This is a genomic window from Microbacterium sp. 05T445, from assembly GCF_056395865.1.
Genome location: NZ_JBFTKJ010000001.1, coordinates 40,126 through 58,375, shown reverse-complemented (window position 1 = coordinate 58,375; position 18,250 = coordinate 40,126). Strand labels below are relative to the sequence as shown.

Annotated in this window: 21 protein-coding genes; 12 read left to right on the top strand and 9 right to left on the bottom strand. The window is 71.9% G+C overall.

Annotated features, from left to right (window positions below; translation table 11 throughout):
• Positions 1-57 precede the first annotated feature (57 nt).
• Genes AC1DDU_RS00290 through AC1DDU_RS00280 form a run of 3 tightly spaced genes read right to left on the bottom strand, consistent with a single transcriptional unit; the run spans position 58 to position 2,848 of the window.
• Positions 58-369: a hypothetical protein gene (locus AC1DDU_RS00290; RefSeq protein ID WP_477430636.1), complete on the bottom strand. Its 312-nt coding sequence runs from the start codon at positions 367-369 to the stop codon at positions 58-60.
• Entirely contained in the window at positions 366-1,676 is a 1,311-nt protein-coding gene (gene xseA, locus AC1DDU_RS00285; RefSeq protein ID WP_477430635.1) for an exodeoxyribonuclease VII large subunit, read from the bottom strand. Before xseA ends, AC1DDU_RS00290 begins: the two co-directional genes overlap by 4 nt.
• Positions 1,673-2,848 (bottom strand): low temperature requirement protein A, encoded by a 1,176-nt coding sequence (locus tag AC1DDU_RS00280; protein WP_477430634.1) that lies wholly within the window; start codon positions 2,846-2,848, stop codon positions 1,673-1,675. Before AC1DDU_RS00280 ends, xseA begins: the two co-directional genes overlap by 4 nt.
• Positions 2,849-2,934: 86 nt before the next feature.
• On the opposite strand from AC1DDU_RS00280, the gene AC1DDU_RS00275 reads away from it, so the two are divergent.
• From AC1DDU_RS00275 to AC1DDU_RS00255, 5 genes are all read left to right on the top strand, one after another.
• Entirely contained in the window at positions 2,935-3,996 is a 1,062-nt protein-coding gene (locus AC1DDU_RS00275) for a 4-hydroxy-3-methylbut-2-enyl diphosphate reductase (RefSeq protein WP_477430633.1), read from the top strand.
• Positions 3,993-4,568: a DUF6264 family protein gene (locus AC1DDU_RS00270; protein ID WP_477430632.1), complete on the top strand. Its 576-nt coding sequence runs from the start codon at positions 3,993-3,995 to the stop codon at positions 4,566-4,568. Before AC1DDU_RS00275 ends, AC1DDU_RS00270 begins: the two co-directional genes overlap by 4 nt.
• A 138-nt stretch (positions 4,569-4,706) precedes the next feature.
• A complete protein-coding gene (locus AC1DDU_RS00265) occupies positions 4,707-5,243 on the top strand; it encodes a sigma-70 family RNA polymerase sigma factor (protein ID WP_477430631.1) in 537 nt (178 codons plus the stop codon).
• A 2-nt stretch (positions 5,244-5,245) separates the two neighbouring features.
• On the top strand, positions 5,246-5,962 hold the full coding sequence (locus tag AC1DDU_RS00260) for an anti-sigma factor family protein (RefSeq protein WP_477430630.1): 717 nt from the start codon (positions 5,246-5,248) through the stop codon (positions 5,960-5,962).
• A 41-nt stretch (positions 5,963-6,003) separates the two neighbouring features.
• Complete coding sequence (locus AC1DDU_RS00255) at positions 6,004-6,555, top strand: MOSC domain-containing protein (protein ID WP_477430629.1); 552 nt, start codon at positions 6,004-6,006, stop codon at positions 6,553-6,555.
• 78 nt (positions 6,556-6,633) lie between these two features.
• Here the strand turns inward: AC1DDU_RS00255 and fbaA are convergent, their stop codons facing one another.
• Positions 6,634-7,860 (bottom strand): class II fructose-bisphosphate aldolase, encoded by a 1,227-nt coding sequence (gene fbaA, locus AC1DDU_RS00250; RefSeq protein WP_477433372.1) that lies wholly within the window; start codon positions 7,858-7,860, stop codon positions 6,634-6,636.
• Here fbaA and glpX point away from each other — a divergent pair.
• Positions 7,859-8,848, top strand: a complete 990-nt coding sequence (gene glpX, locus AC1DDU_RS00245; protein ID WP_477430628.1) for a class II fructose-bisphosphatase — start codon at positions 7,859-7,861, stop codon at positions 8,846-8,848. The two genes, fbaA and glpX, sit on opposite strands and share 2 nt — an antisense overlap.
• A 147-nt stretch (positions 8,849-8,995) precedes the next feature.
• Entirely contained in the window at positions 8,996-9,211 is a 216-nt protein-coding gene (locus AC1DDU_RS00240) for a UDP-N-acetylmuramyl pentapeptide phosphotransferase (RefSeq protein ID WP_477430627.1), read from the top strand.
• A 33-nt stretch (positions 9,212-9,244) separates the two neighbouring features.
• Here AC1DDU_RS00240 and AC1DDU_RS00235 read toward each other — a convergent pair whose 3' ends face one another.
• A complete protein-coding gene (locus tag AC1DDU_RS00235) occupies positions 9,245-10,615 on the bottom strand; it encodes a DNA recombination protein RmuC (protein WP_477430626.1) in 1,371 nt (456 codons plus the stop codon).
• A gap of 53 nt (positions 10,616-10,668) precedes the next feature.
• A complete protein-coding gene (locus AC1DDU_RS00230; protein WP_477430625.1) occupies positions 10,669-11,271 on the bottom strand; it encodes a 3'-5' exonuclease in 603 nt (200 codons plus the stop codon).
• Between the two features lie 76 nt (positions 11,272-11,347).
• Here AC1DDU_RS00230 and AC1DDU_RS00225 point away from each other — a divergent pair, with 76 nt between their 5' ends.
• Positions 11,348-12,106 carry a class I SAM-dependent methyltransferase gene (locus tag AC1DDU_RS00225; RefSeq protein WP_477430624.1) on the top strand — a complete coding sequence of 253 codons (759 nt, stop codon included), beginning with the start codon at positions 11,348-11,350 and terminating at the stop codon, positions 12,104-12,106.
• Positions 12,107-12,127: 21 nt separating this feature from the next.
• On the opposite strand, the gene AC1DDU_RS00220 is transcribed toward AC1DDU_RS00225, so the two are convergent.
• Positions 12,128-12,784 (bottom strand): class I SAM-dependent methyltransferase, encoded by a 657-nt coding sequence (locus tag AC1DDU_RS00220; RefSeq protein ID WP_477430623.1) that lies wholly within the window; start codon positions 12,782-12,784, stop codon positions 12,128-12,130.
• An 88-nt stretch (positions 12,785-12,872) separates the two neighbouring features.
• Between AC1DDU_RS00220 and AC1DDU_RS00215 the strand changes: the two genes are divergently transcribed.
• The 4 genes from AC1DDU_RS00215 to AC1DDU_RS00200 all read left to right on the top strand — a co-directional run bounded on the left by AC1DDU_RS00215 (position 12,873) and on the right by AC1DDU_RS00200 (position 15,992).
• Positions 12,873-13,496, top strand: a complete 624-nt coding sequence (locus AC1DDU_RS00215) for a dihydrofolate reductase family protein (protein ID WP_477430622.1) — start codon at positions 12,873-12,875, stop codon at positions 13,494-13,496.
• Complete coding sequence (locus AC1DDU_RS00210; protein WP_477430621.1) at positions 13,493-14,230, top strand: HAD family hydrolase; 738 nt, start codon at positions 13,493-13,495, stop codon at positions 14,228-14,230. The genes AC1DDU_RS00215 and AC1DDU_RS00210 overlap by 4 nt, the downstream gene beginning before the upstream one ends.
• 43 nt (positions 14,231-14,273) lie before the next feature.
• Positions 14,274-15,347 (top strand): redox-regulated ATPase YchF, encoded by a 1,074-nt coding sequence (gene ychF, locus AC1DDU_RS00205; protein ID WP_477430620.1) that lies wholly within the window; start codon positions 14,274-14,276, stop codon positions 15,345-15,347.
• A gap of 81 nt (positions 15,348-15,428) precedes the next feature.
• Entirely contained in the window at positions 15,429-15,992 is a 564-nt protein-coding gene (locus AC1DDU_RS00200) for an alpha/beta fold hydrolase (protein ID WP_477430619.1), read from the top strand.
• Positions 15,993-16,013: 21 nt separating this feature from the next.
• On the opposite strand, the gene AC1DDU_RS00195 is transcribed toward AC1DDU_RS00200, so the two are convergent.
• Together AC1DDU_RS00195 and AC1DDU_RS00190 are read right to left on the bottom strand one after the other, a co-directional pair.
• Positions 16,014-17,390, bottom strand: a complete 1,377-nt coding sequence (locus tag AC1DDU_RS00195; protein ID WP_477430618.1) for a pyridine nucleotide-disulfide oxidoreductase — start codon at positions 17,388-17,390, stop codon at positions 16,014-16,016.
• 84 nt (positions 17,391-17,474) lie between these two features.
• The gene (locus AC1DDU_RS00190; protein WP_477430617.1) at positions 17,475-18,245 is read right to left on the bottom strand and encodes a hypothetical protein; all 771 of its coding nucleotides are present in this window, start codon (positions 18,243-18,245) and stop codon (positions 17,475-17,477) included.
• Positions 18,246-18,250 lie beyond the last annotated feature (5 nt).

Below are 18,250 nucleotides of genomic sequence, written 5' to 3'. Positions count from 1 at the left end.
CCCTGCGACCGGGCGCAGCCTCGGTGGTCGGCGCGCCGGCCGCGGCGCGGTCACGGCTCAGAACGGGTTGCCGTCGGGACAGCCGCCGGCCAGCTCCCCGCACATGACGCCCGTGACCGCGGACCAGACGAACCACACCAGGGCGATCACGACCGCCATCCCGATGACGACGACGCCCACGATGATCGCGGCGATCGACAGGCCACGCGTGCGATCGGATCGCGGTGCGTCGATGACGAGCGCGACGATTCCGAGGATGATGCCGAAGGGCGCCGCGACGAAGGCGAGGACGAATGCCGTGATCGACAGGCCGCTGGTGGTCTTCGGCGCCGGTGCGAGCATCGGCGCCGGGGGCGGCAGGAAGGTCACGCGCTCTCCTCTGCGGAGTCGTCTGCGTCGCCGGCGGTCTCGGCGATCTCGCCGTCGGAGTGCGCGGCGAAGGATCCGCGACCGACGGTGATCACGACGGGAGTGGATGCCGGGGCCTGCGCGGCATCCCGGACGATGACGCCGTCGGCCAGATGGGCGATGGCGTAGCCGCGGGCCAGCGTCGACGCGGGGGACAGCGCGCGCAGCGTCGCTCGCAGCTCGGCGGTTCGTCGCTCGTGCACCTGCAGCGAGCGGTCGACGCGGTCGCGCCCGCGGGCGGCGAGCAGCTCGACCTCGTGCGCGCGCGTCGTGAGCAGGCTCTCGGGTGCGCGCAGCACCGGCCGCGAGCGCAGCTGCTCGAGCTGGGAGATGTCGTGCGTGATGCGCTGCGTGAGGCGGCTGGTCATTCGCGCGCGCAACTGCGCGACGAGCGCGCGCTGCTCGGCGACATCCGGTACGACGCGCTTGGCGGCATCGGTCGGCGTGGACGCGCGGAGATCGGCGACGTCGTCGAGCAGCGGGTGGTCGTTCTCGTGGCCGATGGCGCTGACGACGGGAGTGGATGCCGCCGCCACGGCGCGCAGCAGCCGCTCATCGCTGAAGCCGAGCAGGGTCTGCGGGTCGCCGCCGCCGCGGGCGATGATGATGACGTCCACGTCGGGTGCGGCATCCAGCGCCTTCAGCGCCGCGATGGTCTCGGGGACGCACCGGTCGCCCTGCACCGCCGCGTACTTGGTCTGGAACCTCACCTGGGGCCAGCGCAGCTCCGCGTTGCGGTGGACGTCCTTCTCGGCATCCGAGTTCTCCCCGGTGATCAGCCCGATGAGGTGGGGGAGGAACGGGATCGGCTTCTTGCGGGAGGGATCGAACAGGCCCTCGGCGCGCAGTTGCGCGCGCAGGCGCTCGAGGCGCTCGAGCTGATCGCCGAGACCCACGTGGCGCATCGCCGACACACCGAAGCTGAAGTCGCCCGTCTTGACGAAGTAGTCGGCCTTCACGCACGCGATGACATGGTCGCCGACCTTGAGGTCGCCGGGGAGCCTGTCGCGCGTGGACGACCAGATGCGGAATGAGATGGTCGCGTCGGTGACGAGGTCCTTCAAGCGGCCGAAGACGTTGCCGCCGCGCTGGTTCCAGCCCGTGATCTCGCCCTCTACCCAGACCGATCCCCAGGTCTGCACGAAGCCGCGGATGGTGTCGTTGAGCCGGGCGACCGAGGTCGGCGCCTGCGGGGTGGAATCGCGCGGCTTCACCGAGTCGGGCGGCGGCGGTTCGCCGGGGACGGCGGCCGGTTCGAACGAGGTCATGCGGCGGACTCCGGTACGGCTGCGGGCGCCTGGGCGGCGCGGCGGATGCTCTCGGCGACGAGCACGGCGACGACGAGCACGAGGAGGGCGGTCAGCTGCACGGCGCCCGACAGCGCCACACCGGCGGCGGCGGTCGCCAGCGCGAGTGCCGCGGCGCCGAGCCGCGCGATCACCGGTCCGAGGTCGAGGGTCGCCCGGTAGGCGGCGTCGCCGGCGAGGTACAGCGCGACGCCGCCGCCGATGAGCCAGGCCGCGGAGGGCTCGAGCGCGGCCAACGGGTCGGCGAACAGTGCGTGCAGCCCGGCCGCGAGCAGCAACAGGCCGAAGATCATCGCGAGGTGCTCGAGGTAGAACGCCAGCAGCGCCACCCCGGTGCGTCGCTCGGGCGCGACGGCCGCCATGCGCGCCTCGGCACGGGTGTCGTCGCCGTCGAAGTAGCACCACCACAGCGCCGCCACCAGCGCGACCGACAGCACGGTGCCCACCAGCAGCGCCGGGCCGATCTCGTGCCCCGTCGCTCCCACGCCCACCGACACGATCGACTCCCCGAACGCGATGATCATCAGCAGGCCGTGCCGCTCGACCATGTGGGAGGCGCCCGGATCGAAGCCGCCGCGCGCGCTCAGCAGCGCAGAGACGAGGAACAGCAGCAGCGGCACGCCGAACAGCACCCAGTCGAGCGGTCCCTCGACGAAGCCCGACACCACCAGGAGCACGCCGACCAGCACGTTCGAGATGCCGACGAAGAACATGCGACGACCCGCCGCCGCGCCGCCGAGCACGATGAACAGCGTCGCGTGGATGACCGCGACGACGATGTAGCTCACACCGAACAGCACGCCGGTCGCCCCGAACGCGTCGGGGATCGCCAGCGACATCACCAGGAACGCCGCCATCGCGCCGATGAGGGCGATGCGGAATCCGGTGGTGTCGGGGGTCGCCTGGTTGGTGAGCCACGCGAACGCGTCGTACATCCACCACACCAGCGCCAGCACGAGCGCGCCCTGTGCGACGCCGACGGCATCGGGGCTGTGCACCATGATCTCGGCGACCCGGCTGATGGTGAAGACGAACACGAGGTCGAACAGCAGCTCGATCGTCGTCACCCGCGACGCGACGCGCGCGATGCGGGTCTGACGTGCCGAGGAGCCGGGGCGGGAGGGGGATGCCACCCGGTCACGGTAGCGCAAGGCCCGGACCTCGGGGGCAGCCTCCGGCTGCCAGGCCGCACACGGCGGGGCCCGCCTACAATCGGAGCGTGACCACCCCCGCTGTCTCCCTGCCCGTTCCGCGTGTTCCGCGACGGCGCGAACCGCTTCTGGACATCCCCGCGGCGGGGCGCAAGAAGGTCCTGCTGGCGTCGCCCCGCGGCTACTGCGCCGGTGTGGACCGTGCCGTGATCGCGGTCGAGAAGGCGCTGGAGCGCTTCGGGGCGCCGGTGTACGTGCGCAAGCAGATCGTCCACAACATCCACGTCGTGACCGAGCTGGAGCAGAAGGGCGCAATCTTCGTCGACGAGGTCGACGAGGTGCCCGAGGGCGCCCACGTGGTCTTCAGCGCCCACGGAGTCTCGCCGGCGGTCGTGAACGCGGCATCCGATCGGGGCCTGCGCGCCATCGACGCGACGTGCCCGCTCGTCACCAAGGTGCACCGCGAAGCCGTGCGCTTCGCCCGCGACGACTACGAGATCCTCCTGATCGGCCACGTCGGCCACGAGGAGGTCGAGGGCACCGCCGGTGAGGCGCCCGATCACGTCACCGTCGTCAACTCGCCCGAGGAGGCCGACACCATCGAGGTGCGCGACCCGTCGAAGGTCGTGTGGCTGTCGCAGACCACCCTCTCGGTCGACGAGACCATGGAGACCGTGCGGCGCCTGCGCACGCGGTTCCCCGAGCTGCAGGATCCGCCGTCGGACGACATCTGCTACGCCACGCAGAACCGCCAGGTCGCCATCAAGAAGGTCGCGAAGGATGCCGACCTCGTCATCGTCGTCGGCTCGGCGAACTCGTCGAACAGCGTGCGACTGGTCGAGGTCGCGCTGGAGTACGGCGCCAAGGCGGCCTACCGCGTCGACTACGCCGACGAGGTCGAGCAGGCATGGCTCGAGGGCGTCGGGACCGTCGGCGTGACCAGTGGCGCGTCGGTGCCCGAGGTGCTCGTGCAGCAGGTGCTCGAAGACCTCGCCGCCGCGGGCTACCGCGACGTCGAAGAGGTGCGCACCGCCGAGGAGGACCTCATGTTCTCCCTGCCCAAGGAGCTCCGACAGGATGCCGCCGGCACGCGCGACGAGCGCGCCCTCGGCGGCCGGAACCGCTCATGAGCGACCCGTCCGCGGGCGCGGCGCCCGATCCGCGTCCCCGCCCCCAGTTCGGCGAGTACGCCACGCCCGAGGAGCAGCGCGCCCGCATCCAGGAGCCCGCGCCGTGGCAGATCGCTCCGGTGGCCCCGCCGGAGCCCGTTGCGGCAGGTGTGCCGACACCCGGCATCCCCGCCGCCCCGCCGGTCGGCGTCGCCCGGCCCCGTGCGGTGGACCGCATCGTGACGTTCGCGCTGCTGGCCTACGGGCTCGTGAACGTCGTGTCGTCGATCCCCGCGTTCCTCGACTACGGGGCGTACGCCGAGACGATGCTCGCCATCGTCGGCGTGGACGTGAAGATGTCGGACCCCGGTGCCGGGCGAGGCTGGGGGATCGCGGCGGTGATCGTGCTGTCGCTCGGATGGCTCGCGACGGCGGCCGTATCGGTGTGGAACATGCGCCGCGGACGCCTGAGCTGGTGGATCCCGCTGACCGCCGGCATCCTGTTCACCGCGATCGCGGGCATGCTCATGGCCGTGCCGCTGGTGAACGACCCCGCGGTGTGGCAGGCGCTCGTCGCCAGCGCCGGCGGCTGAGCCCCGCCGTCACACACGCCGCCGCGCGATCGGCGCGCGACGCCGCGCGCAGGGCCATACTCGGGTACGGGACCGGCGCGGCACGGGTCACCTGAACTCGCGGGCGCTGCGTCTCGTGTCTCCTGCGGGAGGTGATGGATGCCGCACGACAGCGAGGGACGCGACCGGGTCGGAAGCCGTGACGCGGAGCGCCTGGCAGCGCTGTACGACGCGCACGCGGCGCCGGTGTGGCGCTACGTCGTGCATCTGACCGGAGATCGTGCGGGAGCCGACGACATCGTGCAGGAGACGCTGCTGCGGGCGTGGCGGACGCCCAAGATCCTCGAGCAGGATCCTTCGACCGCGCGCTCCTGGATGTTCACCGTGGCTCGCCACCTCGTGATCGACGAAGCGCGAAGCGCGCGGCGGCGGCGTGAGATCGACGTCGCGGACGTGCCGGAGCGGTCGGCTCCCGACGCGACCGATGCGCTCTTCGAGGCCATGCTCGTCGAGGAGGCGCTCACCGCCCTGTCGGCGGAGCATCGTGCCGTGGTCGTGCGTGCGTACTATCGCGGGCTGTCGGTGGCCGAGATGGCCGACGAGCTCGAGATCCCGCCGGGGACGGTCAAGTCGCGCCTGCACTACGGCCTGCGCGCGCTCCGGCTCGCACTGCAGGAGAGGGGCGTGACGCGATGAGCATGGATCACGCCCGCTTCGCGGACTGGGATGCCGCCTACCTGCTGCGCTCGCTGAGCGCCGACGACCGCCGCCGCTACGAGGCGCACCTCGATGAGTGTCCGTTGTGCCGCGACGCCATCGCCGACCTCGCGCCCACGCTGGGCCTGCTCGCGCGGATCACCCCCGAGCGTGCCGAGTCGCTCCTGGAGCCGATGGCGGATGCCGGTCCCGACCCTGCGGCACGGGCCCGGCTGGTCGCGCGCGGCGCCCGCGACGCGCGACGGCGCCGCATGATCGCGTGGGGCGGCGGGCTCGCTGCCGCGGCGGCGCTCGCCGTGGTCGTCGCGTTCGCCGTCACCACGGCGATCGCCCCGGTGACACCGGTGACCCCGGCCGAGGCGGTGGTCGCGCTCGAGCCCGTCACCGACGTGCCGCTGACGGCGACGGTCGAGCTGACCGACGTCGCGTGGGGCACCCGCATCGCGATGGTGTGCACCTACGGCGGCGAGGCCGATCCGTACGACCCCGACGAGAAGTGGCCCTACGTGCTCGTCGTCACCGCGACCGACGGCACCACGAGCGAGCTGTCGACGTGGCGCGCCGGCCCCGGCACGACCGCGCGCCTGGACGCCGGCACGGCGCTTGACCGCGGCGACATCGCGTCGATCGAGGTGCGCGCCGTCGCCGACGACCGCGTCCTCGCCCGCGGAGAGCCTGGGGCGTCGCCGGGCAAGTAGGCGGCCACGGCCCCTGTGCGGTGCCTGACTAGGATGAGCGGATGCCTCGCCTCGTCGCCGTCTGCGTCGTCCGTCAGCTGCGTCCCGACGCCGGGACCGTGGGGGTGACGGCGATCGACAAGGGCCCCGTCGAGGGACCGGTGCGCATCGGGTCCTACGGCGTGTACGCCGACGTGCAGGCCGATCGCAAGCACCACGGCGGGCTCGACAAGGCGCTGTACGCGTACGCCCAGGAGGACGCCGACCACTGGTCGGCCCAGCTCGGTCGCGATCTGTCGCCGGGGTGGTTCGGCGAGAACCTCCGCGTGGCGGGCCTGGACGTCAACGCCGCCCTCATCGGCGAGCGGTGGCGCATCGGCGACCGCGTCGAGGTCGAGGTCACCATGCCCCGTACGCCGTGCCAGACGTTCGCACGCTGGGTCGGCGGGGACGACGAGCGCGGCTGGGTGAAGCGCTTCTCCGCGGAGCGGCGGCTCGGACCCTATCTCCGGGTCGTGCGCGGCGGTCGGGTGCAGGCCGGAGACGGGATCGAGGTGGTGTATCGCCCGGAGGGTGCGCCGGGGCTGCTCGACCGCTACGTCGACCCGCAGTAGACGCGCACCCGCGCCGGCCCCGAAAGCGAGGATGCCCCGACACCCGGAGGTGTCGAGGCATCCTTCGTCTGCGGAGCGTTACGCGCCGAGGCTCTTGCCGGCCGAGCCGAGCTGCTGCGTCGCCTCGACGACGCGCGCGGCCATCGCCGACTCGGCGATCTTGCCCCAGGCGCGCGGGTCGTAGGCCTTCTTGTTGCCCACTTCGCCGTCGACCTTCAGGACGCCGTCGTAGTTCTGGAACATGAAGCCGGCGACCGAGCGCGTGAACGCGTACTGGGTGTCGGTGTCGATGTTCATCTTCACCACGCCGTTGGCGACCGCGAGCGCGATCTCCTCGTCGGTCGAGCCGCTGCCGCCGTGGAAGACGAGGTCGAGCGGCTTCGGGCCGGTGCCGAACTTCTCGGCGATGCCCTGCTGGATCTCGCCGAGAAGCTCGGGCTTGAGCTTGACGTTGCCGGGCTTGTAGACGCCGTGCACGTTGCCGAACGTGAGGGCGGCGATGTAGCGGCCCTGCTCGCCGAGCCCCAGGGCCTCGACGAACTGCGCGACGTCACCGGTGGTGGTGTAGAGCGCGTCGTTCGTGCCCTCGTGCTTGACGCCGTCCTCCTCGCCGCCGACGACGCCGATCTCGACCTCGAGGATCGCGTTGATCGCCTTCATGCGGGGCAGGAGCTCCTTGGCGATCTCGATGTTCTCGGCCAGCGGCACGGCCGAGCCGTCCCACATGTGCGACTGGAAGATGGGGTTGCCGCCGTCGGCGACGACCTGCTCGGACGCCTTGATCAGCGGCAGGACGAAGTCCTCGAGGGCCGGCTTCGGGCAGTGGTCGGTGTGCAGCGCGACCGTGATCGGGTAGCTCTTGGCGACCTCGTGGACATAGGCCGCGAAGGCGAGCGCGCCGGTGGCGCGCGCCTTGACGGTGTGACCGGCGAAGTAGTCGGCACCGCCGGTCGTGACCTGGAGGATGCCGTCGGAGCCGGCTTCGGTGAGGCCCTGCAGGACGGCGTTGACCGACTGCGAGCTGGCGGCGTTGATCGCGGGATACGCGAAGCCACCTGCCTTCGCGCGGTCCAGCATGTCGGCGTACTGCTCCGGGGTGGCGACGGGCATGAGCACTCCCTTAGAAATCGGTGCGGGGTCACCATGAACTCTAGCGAAGCGGGGTGAGGGAAGAAGGATGCCGCCTGCCGGGCACCGTCCGGAAACGGGGGTCCGTGACGGAACGTTAAGAATGCCGTTTCCTTCGCGTTCGACAGCGCGAAATTTCGCGGAAGCGGTCGCATTGCTGACTAGGCTGACCAGCATGGTGAGCCTGACCGCGGACATGAGTCCCCTCCAGCCCGACCGCAACCTCGCACTGGAGCTCGTACGGGCGACCGAGGCGGCGGCGATCCGCGCGGTGCCGTTCATCGGCCGTGGCGCCAAGGAGGCCGCAGACGGCGCGGCCGTCGATGCGATGCGCGCCTTCTTCACCACGGTGAACTTCGACGGCACCATCGTCATCGGCGAGGGCGAGAAGGACGAAGCGCCGATGCTCTACAACGGCGAGCGCGTGGGCAACGGCCGGGGGCCGCAGGCGGATGTCGCCGTCGACCCGATCGACGGCACCTCGCTCACTGCGGCCGGTCGCAACAACGCACTGTCGGTCATCGCCGTCTCGGACCACGGCACGATGCTCGACGCGTCGAGCGTGTTCTACATGGACAAGCTCGTGACCGGACCGGCGGGCGTGGGTGTGGTGGACATCCGCCTTCCCATCGGCGAGAACATCCGCCTGCTGGCCAAGGCGCTCGACAAGCCCGTCGACGAGATCGTGGTGTCGGTGCTGCACCGGCCCCGCCATGAGGCGCTCATCGACGAGATCCGTGCGGCCGGCGCCGGCACCCGCCTCATGAGCGACGGCGACGTCGCCGGCGGCATCAACGCGGCGCGCCACAACGCCCGCACCGACATGTGCGTGGGCATCGGGGGCAGCCCCGAGGGCATCGTCACGGCGTGTGCGATCAAGGCTCTCGGCGGCCACATCCAGGGCCGGCTGTGGGCGCGTGACGACGACGAGAAGCAGCGCGGCATCGACGCCGGGCTGAAGCTCGACGGCTACGTCTACGAGGCCGATGAGCTCGTCACGGGCAAGAACACGATCTTCGTCGCCACCGGCGTCACCGACGGTGCGCTCGTGGCCGGTGTCCGGCGGGAGGGAGGGTACGTGTACACCGAGAGCGTCGTCCTGCGCGGGGCGTCGGGGACGCTGCGCCGCATCTCCTCGGAGCACCTCGTCTCGAAGTGGCTGTAACCACGAGCGCCGCGGTGCCCGTGGGGCTGGTGTGACACGTGTGACTGCTGTGATGTGTTCGTGACCTGTTCGGGGGCGATCTCTGGCACAATCAGGAGTGGTGTCGATGGAGACACGACAGTGTTTCCCACCCGCGAGGAGTTGACGATGTCCACGCAGCCGACCGGTGAATCGTCGTCGCCTCAGACAGGCGCGCACGCCGTGGTCGCCAACGCGATCGACCCGGCCCGCAGGCCCGATGTGCTGTTGCGCGTGCGCCGCGACGAGGGCCACGAGATCAACGCGTGGTGGATGATCGGCGCGTTCGTCGGCGTCTCGGCCGCGGTGATCCTCTTGCTCAGCTTCGTGCCCGGCGGGCACTGACCTCGCTCCGCCGCCGGGCGGAACCGTGACCGGTCACGCCGTCGGCTGCTCCCCATGCCGGGGGAGGGCGATGCGGTCGCGCACGTCGCCCAGTTCGGCGATGGTGGCCGGGTGCTCGGGCAGCTCACCCGCCGGGTCGGGAGCGGCCGCGGCGTCGCGGGACGCGACCGGCAGATCGAGCGTCTCGTCGAGCAGCTCGGGCGCGGTGAGGCGGCGCGGACTCTTGTCGATGGTCGCCGGCTCGCCGACCGCATCGAGCTTGGTCGCGTCGATGCCGGGGAACTTCCGCGCACTCACCAGCACGCGCGTCTCGAGTGAACCGGCGAACCGGTTGTAGCTGTCGACGGTGCGCTCGATCGCGCGGCGGAGGTCGTCTGCGTGGGAGGCGAGCGATCCGAGCCGTTCGTACAGCTGGTTGCCGAGATCGAACAGCGCGCGGGCCTCCTGCGAGACGTCCTGCTGGGTCCAGGTGTAGGCGACGGTCTTGAGGACCGCCCACAGGTTGACCGGCGAGGCGAGCGCGACCCGCTTGCCGAACGCGTAGTCGAGCAGGGCCGGGTCCTCTTCGAGCGCGGCGGCCAGCAGCGACTCGCTCGGCACGAAGCACACCACGAACTCGGGGCTGGACGACAGCCCCGCCCAGTACCTCTTGCGCGCGAGGGCGTCGACGTGGGCGCGGACCGCCTTGACGTGCTTGTCGAGCAGCCCCTTGCGCCGGGCCGCCTCGGCGCCCTGCGCGGTCAGCGGGATGGCGCTGGCCTCCAGGAACGCGTCCAGCGGCACCTTCGCGTCGACGGCGATCGCCTTGTCTCCGGGGAGGCGGATGACCATGTCGGGGCGGCCGGCTCCGGCATCCGTCGTGATCGATGCCTGCAGCTCGAAGTCGACGTGCTGCGTGAGGCCGGCCGCCTCGACGACGCGGCGCAGCTGCGTCTCGCCCCACACGCCGCGGGTGCTGCCCGATCGCAGCGCGCCGGCGAGCGACTCGGTGGTGGCCCGCAGCGCCTCGTCGGACTCGTGCGCGCGTCGCAGCTGCTCGGCGAGGGTGCCGTACTGGGTGTGGCGATCGCGTTCGAGCTCGTCGACCTTCATGTGCATGGCGGCGAGGGTCTCCTGCACCGGGGCGAGCGCGCGCAGCACCGACTGCTCGCGGCGTTCGCGCTCCTCGCGGGCTGCCTGGTCGTGCCGCGCTTGGCCCGCCAGCTCGCGGTACAGCAGCTGCTGGTGCTCGAGCTGCGCCTGCACGCCCTGCCGCGCCGCCTCGGAGCCGGCCAGTCGCGCCATGAGCTCGGACTGCTCCCGCGCGGTGCGCGCGGCGCCGCGGGCGAGGCCCGCCGCCCAGCCCGCGACCGCGCCGACGAGCAGGGAGACGATCACCACGACACTGACCACGACTGCGTCCATGGCTCCAGGGTGCCCGACGCCTCCGACATCGCCGCGCCCGCGCGCCGAGGCGGCTACGCGACGGCGAAGGAGACGGCGGGCGCCTCCGCCACGGCGATCTGCGAGACCCGGACGCCGACCGCGTCGGTGAGCGCCCCGATGTCGTCAGCGCCGACCCGGCGGGCGGCGTCGATCATGACGTGGGCGCAGGCCAGCGCGTCGGCGGTGGCGTTGTGGTGCGGGAAGTCGGCGAAGCCGGCCTCGGCGGCGACGAACGGCAGCCGGTACGAGTCCAGCCGGTACACCCTGCGCGCCACCTGCAGGCTGCACGCGTAGCGGTACGGCGGGCATTCGTCGCCGGTCGCATCGCACGCGCGCTTGAGCACGGCCATGTCGAACCCGGCGTTGTGGGCCACCAGGATGTCGCTGCCCGCGAACGCCCGGATGTCGGCGAGCTGCTCGCCCCACGACGCCGCGTCCGCGACGTCCTCGGGCCGGATGCCGTGGATGCGCACGTTGAGCTCGAAGAACACGTCGTGGCCCGCGGGCGGGCGGATCAGCCAGCCGGTCTTGTCGACGATCTCGCCGTCGCGCACGCGGACGAGCCCGACCGCGCACGCCGACGCGTTGCTGGAGTTCGCCGTCTCGAAGTCGATCGCGGTGAAGTCCAGTGCCACGCCTCCAGACTCACCCGGGCGCCGCCCGACCCGTGGAAGGCGCGCCGCGTCGAATGCGTGGTCATAGGCTCGGGGCATGGCCAGCCGCGAGGAGATGTCGCTGTCGTTCGGTGCCGCCGCCGCCGCGTACCAGGCGGGAAGGCCCGACTATCCGCGGGAGACTGTGGACTGGGTGCTCGCCCCCGTGCGCGAACCGGGCCGGGCCGTCCGCGTGGCCGATGTCGGCGCCGGCACCGGCAAGCTCACCCGCACCCTCGTCGAGGCGGGCGCGGAGGCGGTGGCGATCGACCCCGACCCCGCGATGCTCGCCGCGCTGCGGGAGCACGTGCACGGTGTGCCGACCTTCGCCGGGACGGGGGAGCGGATGCCGCTTCCCGACGCCTCCGTCGACGCCGTGGTGTTCGGGCAGGCGTGGCACTGGGTCGACGTGGCCGCGGCCTCGGCGGAGGCCGGTCGCGTGCTGCGCGCGGGCGGCGTGCTGGGCCTGGTCTGGAACATCCGCGACGAGGCCGATCCGTGGGTCGCGCGCCTCACTGCGGCCATGCACGGCAGCCACGCGGAGGAGATGCTCGCCGGCGTGGGACCCCGCGTCGCGGGCCCGTTCGACGGGCTCGAGGAGCGGACGTGGTCGTGGACGCGGACGATGAGCCGCTCGTCGCTGCTCGACATGGTGACCTCGCGCAGCTACGTCATCACGGCCTCCGATGCCGACCGCGCCGCGATCCTCGCGTCGGTCGGCGAGCTGTTCGACGAGCGACGGCACACGGATGCCGCCGGCGTCGAGGTCGTCGACGTGTCCTACGTGACGCGGGCGTTCCGCGGCATCCGTCCCTGAGGGCGCCGGCGGCACGGCGGACTACGCGCGCACGGCGCCGACGATCTGCCAAGGTCCGCTGGCCGCGCGGTAGCGGGGCTCAAGGCCGTGCCCGCGAAGGACCGCGACCATGTCGTCGGGCGCGTGCGCGAAGGCGCGGTAGGGGTTGCCGATGACCCTGTAGACGGCGTTGATGACGCGCGCGGACGCCCGCGCGATCAGGGTGCGCGGGGGATGACTGAACACGACGGCGCGACGCGCGCGTCCTGCCGCGGCGCCGAGGAGTCCCTCGTAGTCCGGGTAGCAGCAGACCACGCGGTGCAGCACGACGATGTCGGCCGGCTCGACGGCCTCGGGGGTGCCGGCGAGGTCGACGCCCAGCATCCGCGTCACCCGATCGCGCAAGCCGGCCTCCTCGAGGAGCCGCGCGGCCTCGGGCTCGTACGCGGAGGAGAGCTCGACGTTGGTGGTGCGCGCCGCGCCCCGCTTGAGCGCCTCGAGCTGGATGTCGCCGATGCCGCCGCCGATCTCGAGCAGCGTTGCGCCGTGGAGGCCGACCGTGGCCGCGAAGTCCAGGATGAGCTGTGCGCTCGGAGTCAGGCCGTCGCGCCGGTACCCGCGCGCCAGGCGACGGGCGAACCGGGCGTTGAACTCGCGGTCGTAGCCGTCCGGGGCGTTCGGCGCGCAGCACTCGTCCACGGCCTCAGTATCGCCTCGGGGTGGCGGCCGGGCAACGGCGGGTGACGCGGGCTGTCGCGTGTCGGCGGTGCGGCGTAGCGTGACGCGGGTGCGCACCCTCACCGTCTGCAACTTCGTCACCGTCGACGGTCGTTACGAAGACGACGACCACGACATCGGCTCGTTCTTCGAGTACTGGCACCCCGACTACCACGGGGCCGACACGTTCGACCACTACACCGCCGAGCTGCTGCGCGAGTCCGGCACGATGCTGCTGGCCGGGCGCCGGTCGACGCTCGGCAATCTGGGTTACTGGACCGGTGTGCGCGACGACCCCGACGCCACCGAGATCCGCCACGAGCTCGCCGAGCTCATCCTCGGGATCGAGAAGGTGGTCGTCTCCGACACGATCGCCGAGGCCGACGTCTCGCCGTACGAGAACGTCCGGATCGTGCGTGTGACCGACTCGCGTGCCGAGGTCGCCGCGCTCAAGCAGCGCGAAGGACGCGGCATCCTGATCCTGCTCGGGCGCATCCTCTGGAACGACCTCATGCATGCGGGGCTCGTCGACGAGCTGCACCTGGTGACCTTCCCGCTCATCGCCGGCTCCGGTGTGCCCCTGTTCGACGCGCGGCCCGCGGTGGCGCTCAAGCTCCTCGAGACGCGGACGTGGGAGGAATCGGGCAACGTGCTCATGCGGTGGCGCGTCGACCCGGACGGGGTCGCGTCGTGACCGGCATCCGCGCGGTGTGCTTCGACCTCGACGGCACGCTGCTGCGCGACGACCACGTCGACGGCGTCGTGCGCGCCGTCGCCGCTCAGCTCGCGCAGCGCTACCCGGGCGTCGATGCCGACGCGCTCGCCGCGGCCAACGAGCGGGTGTGGTGGGACTACTGGCCCGAGGTGGGCGACGCGTGGCTGGCCGGCCTGGTCGCACCCGAAGCGGTGCCGACGGAGGTCTGGCGTCGCGCGCTGAGCGAGGTGGGAGTGACGGATGCCGCGGCCGCGCCGCTCGCGTTCGCGCTGCACACCGAGATCGAAGCCGTCTCCTTCCGTCTCTACGAGGAGTCGGCGGAGGTGCTGCGGACCCTCCGCACGAAGGGCATCCGGCTCGCGCTCATCACGAACGGGCCGAGCGCCCTGCAGCGGGCGAAGCTCCGCGCGACCGGGATCGAGGGCGCCTTCGACGTGGTGATCGTCTCGGGCGAGCACGGCGTCCACAAGCCCGATCCCGCCATCTTCGCGATGGCGCTGGCCGGGCTCGGCGTGAGCGCCGAGGAGGCCCTCCACGTCGGCGACAACCTGGTCGCCGACATCGACGGCGCGCGAGGCGCCGGCTTGCTGCCGGTGTGGATCGACCGTGGCGGCGGCGCCGTCGAGCCCGACGACCGCCCGTCGACGGCGGTGGCCGGGCTGCGCGAGCTGTACCCCCTCGTCGGCGTCGACGTGGCCGCCCAGCGAGGGTAGCGCCGGCGGGAAGCCGCGGCGACGCCAACTAGACTGGGTGCCCGTGGCTCTCACCATCGGAATCGTCGGTCTCCCGAACGTCGGCAAGTCGACCCTCTTCAACGCCCTCACCAAGAACCAGGTGCTCGCGGCGAACTACCCGTTCGCGACGATCGAGCCCAACATCGGCGTGGTGAACCTGCCCGACCCGCGGCTCGACACGCTCGCCGAGATCTTCGGCTCCGAGCGCATCCTGCCCGCCGCGGTGTCGTTCGTCGACATCGCCGGCATCGTGCGCGGCGCGTCGGAGGGTGAGGGCCTGGGCAACAAGTTCCTCGCGAACATCCGCGAAGCCGACGCGATCGCGCAGGTGGTGCGCGGCTTCGCCGACGACGACGTCGTGCACGTCGACGGCGCGGTGAACCCGCGCAGCGACATGGAGACGATCAACGCCGAGCTGCAGCTGGCCGACCTCGAGACGCTCGACCGCGCGATCACGCGGTACGAGAAGGAGGTCAAGGGCCGCAAGCTCGACCCCGTCGTGCTGTCGACGGCCCAGGAGGCGAAGGACGCGCTGGAGCGCGGCATCCTGCTGTCCGCATCCGGCATCGACCTCACCCCCATCAAGGAGCTGGGTCTGCTCACGGCCAAGCCGTTCATCTTCGTGTTCAACGTCGACGAAGCGGTGCTGACGGATGCCGCGCGGAAGGCCGAGCTGGAGGAACTGGTCGCCCCCGCCAAGGCGGTGTTCCTCGACGCGAAGATCGAGTCCGAGCTCATCGACCTCGACCCCGAGGATGCCGCGGAGCTGCTCGCATCGACCGGTCAGGACGAGTCCGGCCTCGACCAGCTCGCCCGCATCGGCTTCGACACGCTCGGCCTGCAGACCTACCTGACCGCGGGCCCGAAGGAGGCCCGCGCGTGGACCATCGGCAAGGGATGGAAGGCTCCGCAGGCGGCCGGTGTGATCCACACCGATTTCGAGAAGGGCTTCATCAAGGCGGAGGTCATCTCGTTCGACGACCTCGTCGCGACCGGCTCCGTCGTCGAGGCCCGCGCGAAGGGCAAGGCCCGCCTCGAAGGCAAGGACTACGTCATGCAGGACGGCGACGTGGTCGAGTTCCGCTTCAACGTCTGAGCGCCGAGCGCCGATTCCGCGGCGTCGCGCGAGCGCGGCGAGCCGCCCCCCTGACGAGAGATCCGCGAGAGGACCGAAACCGTGACCGACACCCAGACCCCCGAAGCGAACGACCTGGCGATCCCGTACGTGGTGGACGGCGAAGGCCCCATCGCGCTGGTGCTGATCCCCGAGCACGACCTCGAGAAGGACGCGCTGGGCGTCGTGGCGCACTACCTCGCCGAGGAGGCGGGCTTCCACATCGTGCGCGTCGGCTCCCGTGACGACGTGGAGAGCCCGCAGGAGCGCGTGACGGACGTGACCGCCGTGCTCGACCGCCTCGGCATCGAGCGGGCATGGGTCGGCGGGCACGGCGTTGGCGGCACCGTCGCGCGCGCCTTCGCCGCCGCCCACGCCGACCGCGTCAACGGTCTGCTGCTGCTCGGCGTCGAGGACGAGGAGATCCCGCTCGCGCCGGTCATCCCGGTGCTGATCATCCAGGGATCCGAGGACGACGTCACCCCGACCGCCCACGGCGAGCGCCTGCAGGCCACCGCGCCCGAGCGGGCGAGCCTGAAGTCGATCACCGGCGGCGGGCACCTCTTCCCGATGACGCACCCCGTCGAGACCGCGGTGATCATCGAGGAATACCTCGACTGGGACTGACCCGCCGCCGCGGAGGCGCCCTCACGCCTGCCGAGCGAACTCGGCGAGACGCGCGCGCCCGGCGCCGATGTGCTCGCGCAGCCGCGCGCGGGCGGCGAGGACCGCAGGGTCGTCGGCGCGATCGGGCGGCACCCGCAACGGGTTGAGCGTCAGGGTGTTCGACCACTCGCGCAGGTCCGGCTCGGCGGTCATCGCCAGTGACGCGTCGCCGCCCAGCACCTGCATCGTCGCCCAGTCCGCCGGCGTGTTCGAGTACGGGGACGGCCGGCACACGCGGTTCTTCTCGGCGTCGTCGCCGCGCGTGGCCTCGACGTGTCCGGCCAGCGCCGCGCCGAAGCAGGGGAAGCCCACCCGGACCGGCTGAGGCGTGATCGCCTCCGGGGTCCAGATGGCGCGCAGGCCCGGGTACTTCAGACCCTCGGCGGCGCAGTGCACGACGAGCGTGTCGGCGGGAACGCGCACATCGCCGTCGGCGAACACCAGGCGGCCGGGCGTGACGGCGAGCAGATGCCCGCGCCGGATCACGTCGTCGATCGTGCGGACCAGCTCGAGCTCCCAGGTCGCGAGCGTCGGGGTCTTGGCCATGGTCGGCGCCACCGTCGGGTCGATGCGCAGCATGATCCCGGCATCCTCCATCCGGAAGAAGACGTCGTCGGGGCTCGCCGCACCGGCCGCCGCCGCCATCGTGTCGGCGGCCATGCCGAGGAAGACCGCAGGATCGGGCTGCACGACCGCGCGGTTGAGCAGCCACGGGTCGCGCGGGCGCACCCACGTGATGGCGTTCGGCGCGACGCCGCCCTGGAGCAGCCATACGCACGTGTCGGTCGCGGTCTTGCCGGCTCCGACGACGACGTAGCGCGCGGGGGCGTGCCCGGTGCGCACCAGGTCGTTGACGGCGATCGTGTGGGCGCCGGCGTCGACCGCGAACGGCGGGGGAGTGAGGGCGGGGATGTCGGGCGACAGGTACCGCGCGTCCACGACCCGGGCGTGCGGCGCGGTGAACCGCACGCCGCTCAGCAGCGACACGAACCGCCGGTCGCCCAGGTACTCGCTGCGGGCGTGGAAGCCGACGCGGCCGGTCGAGACCAGGCGTGCGAGCACCCGGGCGTAGTACTCGCTCACCTCGGCCGCGCTCGCACGTTCGTGCAGTCCCTGCTCCGGCCCCTCGGCCTGCACGCGTCCGCCGCCGAGGAGCGTGGAGGCGACGCCGTAGAACGCGGACGCCTGGTGCAGGCGCACGAATCCGTAGGCGTCCAGCCAGTGGCCCCCGGCACCGTGACGGCGGTCGACGATAGCCACGGTGGCCTCGGGCGCGGCCGCGATGAGGGCGTCGACGAACGCCATGCCCATCGCTCCGGCGCCGACGACCAGGTAGTCGACGTCGAGTGTCGCCTCCATGGGCTCATCAGAGCAGGGGTGATGGCGAGAATCAATGGGGCGCGACGGAGCAGGGATGCCGGCGGGCAGGGGCTGCTCGGCCGTTCACTCGGCCGTCCCGAGCGGCTGGGTGCCGGTCCCCGCCGGCACGGTGGTCACCGTGAGCAGCTCTTCGCGGCCACTGCCGCCGGACGCGTCGAGCGTGAGCACCGGACCGACGCCGCGCACATAGAACTTGAGCTCGGAGGCGTCCGGCTCCAAGCCGTTCGTGTCGCGGGTCAGCAGCGCGCCGTCGAACTGCCCGTACGGCGCCTCGACGAGCTCGTCCACGCTCAGCACCGTGCCCCTGTCCTCTGCGTGACCCTTGTAGTACTCCTGCCGGTACGTCATGCCGGGGGCAGGATCGGCGGGCACGGCGATGCCGGGGAGCGCGCCGTCGACACCGGCCTCGAACGACCCGGCGCGCGAGGTCACCCGACCCTGATCGAACTCCGCGGTGTCCTCGCCGAGGTACCAGATCGCGCCCTTCCCGTCCTGGGCGTACCAGTCGAACGTGTCCTCGAGGATCTCGCCGTCGCGGGACACGGTGTCGCGGACCACCCGCGCCTCGATGCCGTCGGACACGACCTTCGTCTGGTCGGTGACCGTCACGACGACCGTCAGCTCGCCCAGGTCGGCGTCGAGCTCGCGGTACGTCCACCGGGTGCCGGGGGTCATCGGGAACCAGGGATTGTCGATCTCGGTCGTGAAGTCGGCGGGATCCAGCGTCACCGGATCGCCGCCCCGGGGGAGCGAGGAACCCACGGTGCACCCGGGCAGCATCACCGCGAGCACGGTGAGGCCGGTGATCTGCGCTCCTGCACGTCGGGCGGACATCTCGG

Coding starts and splice junctions, on each gene's coding strand:
- xseA (WP_477430635.1), bottom strand. CDS start 1,676: ATGACCTCGTTCGAACCGGCCGCCGTCCCCGGCGAACCGCCGCCGCCC.
- AC1DDU_RS00270 (WP_477430632.1), top strand. CDS start 3,993: ATGAGCGACCCGTCCGCGGGCGCGGCGCCCGATCCGCGTCCCCGCCCC.
- AC1DDU_RS00265 (WP_477430631.1), top strand. CDS start 4,707: ATGCCGCACGACAGCGAGGGACGCGACCGGGTCGGAAGCCGTGACGCG.
- AC1DDU_RS00260 (WP_477430630.1), top strand. CDS start 5,246: ATGGATCACGCCCGCTTCGCGGACTGGGATGCCGCCTACCTGCTGCGC.
- AC1DDU_RS00255 (WP_477430629.1), top strand. CDS start 6,004: ATGCCTCGCCTCGTCGCCGTCTGCGTCGTCCGTCAGCTGCGTCCCGAC.
- glpX (WP_477430628.1), top strand. CDS start 7,859: ATGGTGAGCCTGACCGCGGACATGAGTCCCCTCCAGCCCGACCGCAAC.
- fbaA (WP_477433372.1), bottom strand. CDS start 7,860: ATGCTGGTCAGCCTAGTCAGCAATGCGACCGCTTCCGCGAAATTTCGC.
- AC1DDU_RS00240 (WP_477430627.1), top strand. CDS start 8,996: ATGTCCACGCAGCCGACCGGTGAATCGTCGTCGCCTCAGACAGGCGCG.
- AC1DDU_RS00235 (WP_477430626.1), bottom strand. CDS start 10,615: ATGGACGCAGTCGTGGTCAGTGTCGTGGTGATCGTCTCCCTGCTCGTC.
- AC1DDU_RS00225 (WP_477430624.1), top strand. CDS start 11,348: ATGGCCAGCCGCGAGGAGATGTCGCTGTCGTTCGGTGCCGCCGCCGCC.
- AC1DDU_RS00195 (WP_477430618.1), bottom strand. CDS start 17,390: ATGGAGGCGACACTCGACGTCGACTACCTGGTCGTCGGCGCCGGAGCG.
- AC1DDU_RS00190 (WP_477430617.1), bottom strand. CDS start 18,245: ATGTCCGCCCGACGTGCAGGAGCGCAGATCACCGGCCTCACCGTGCTC.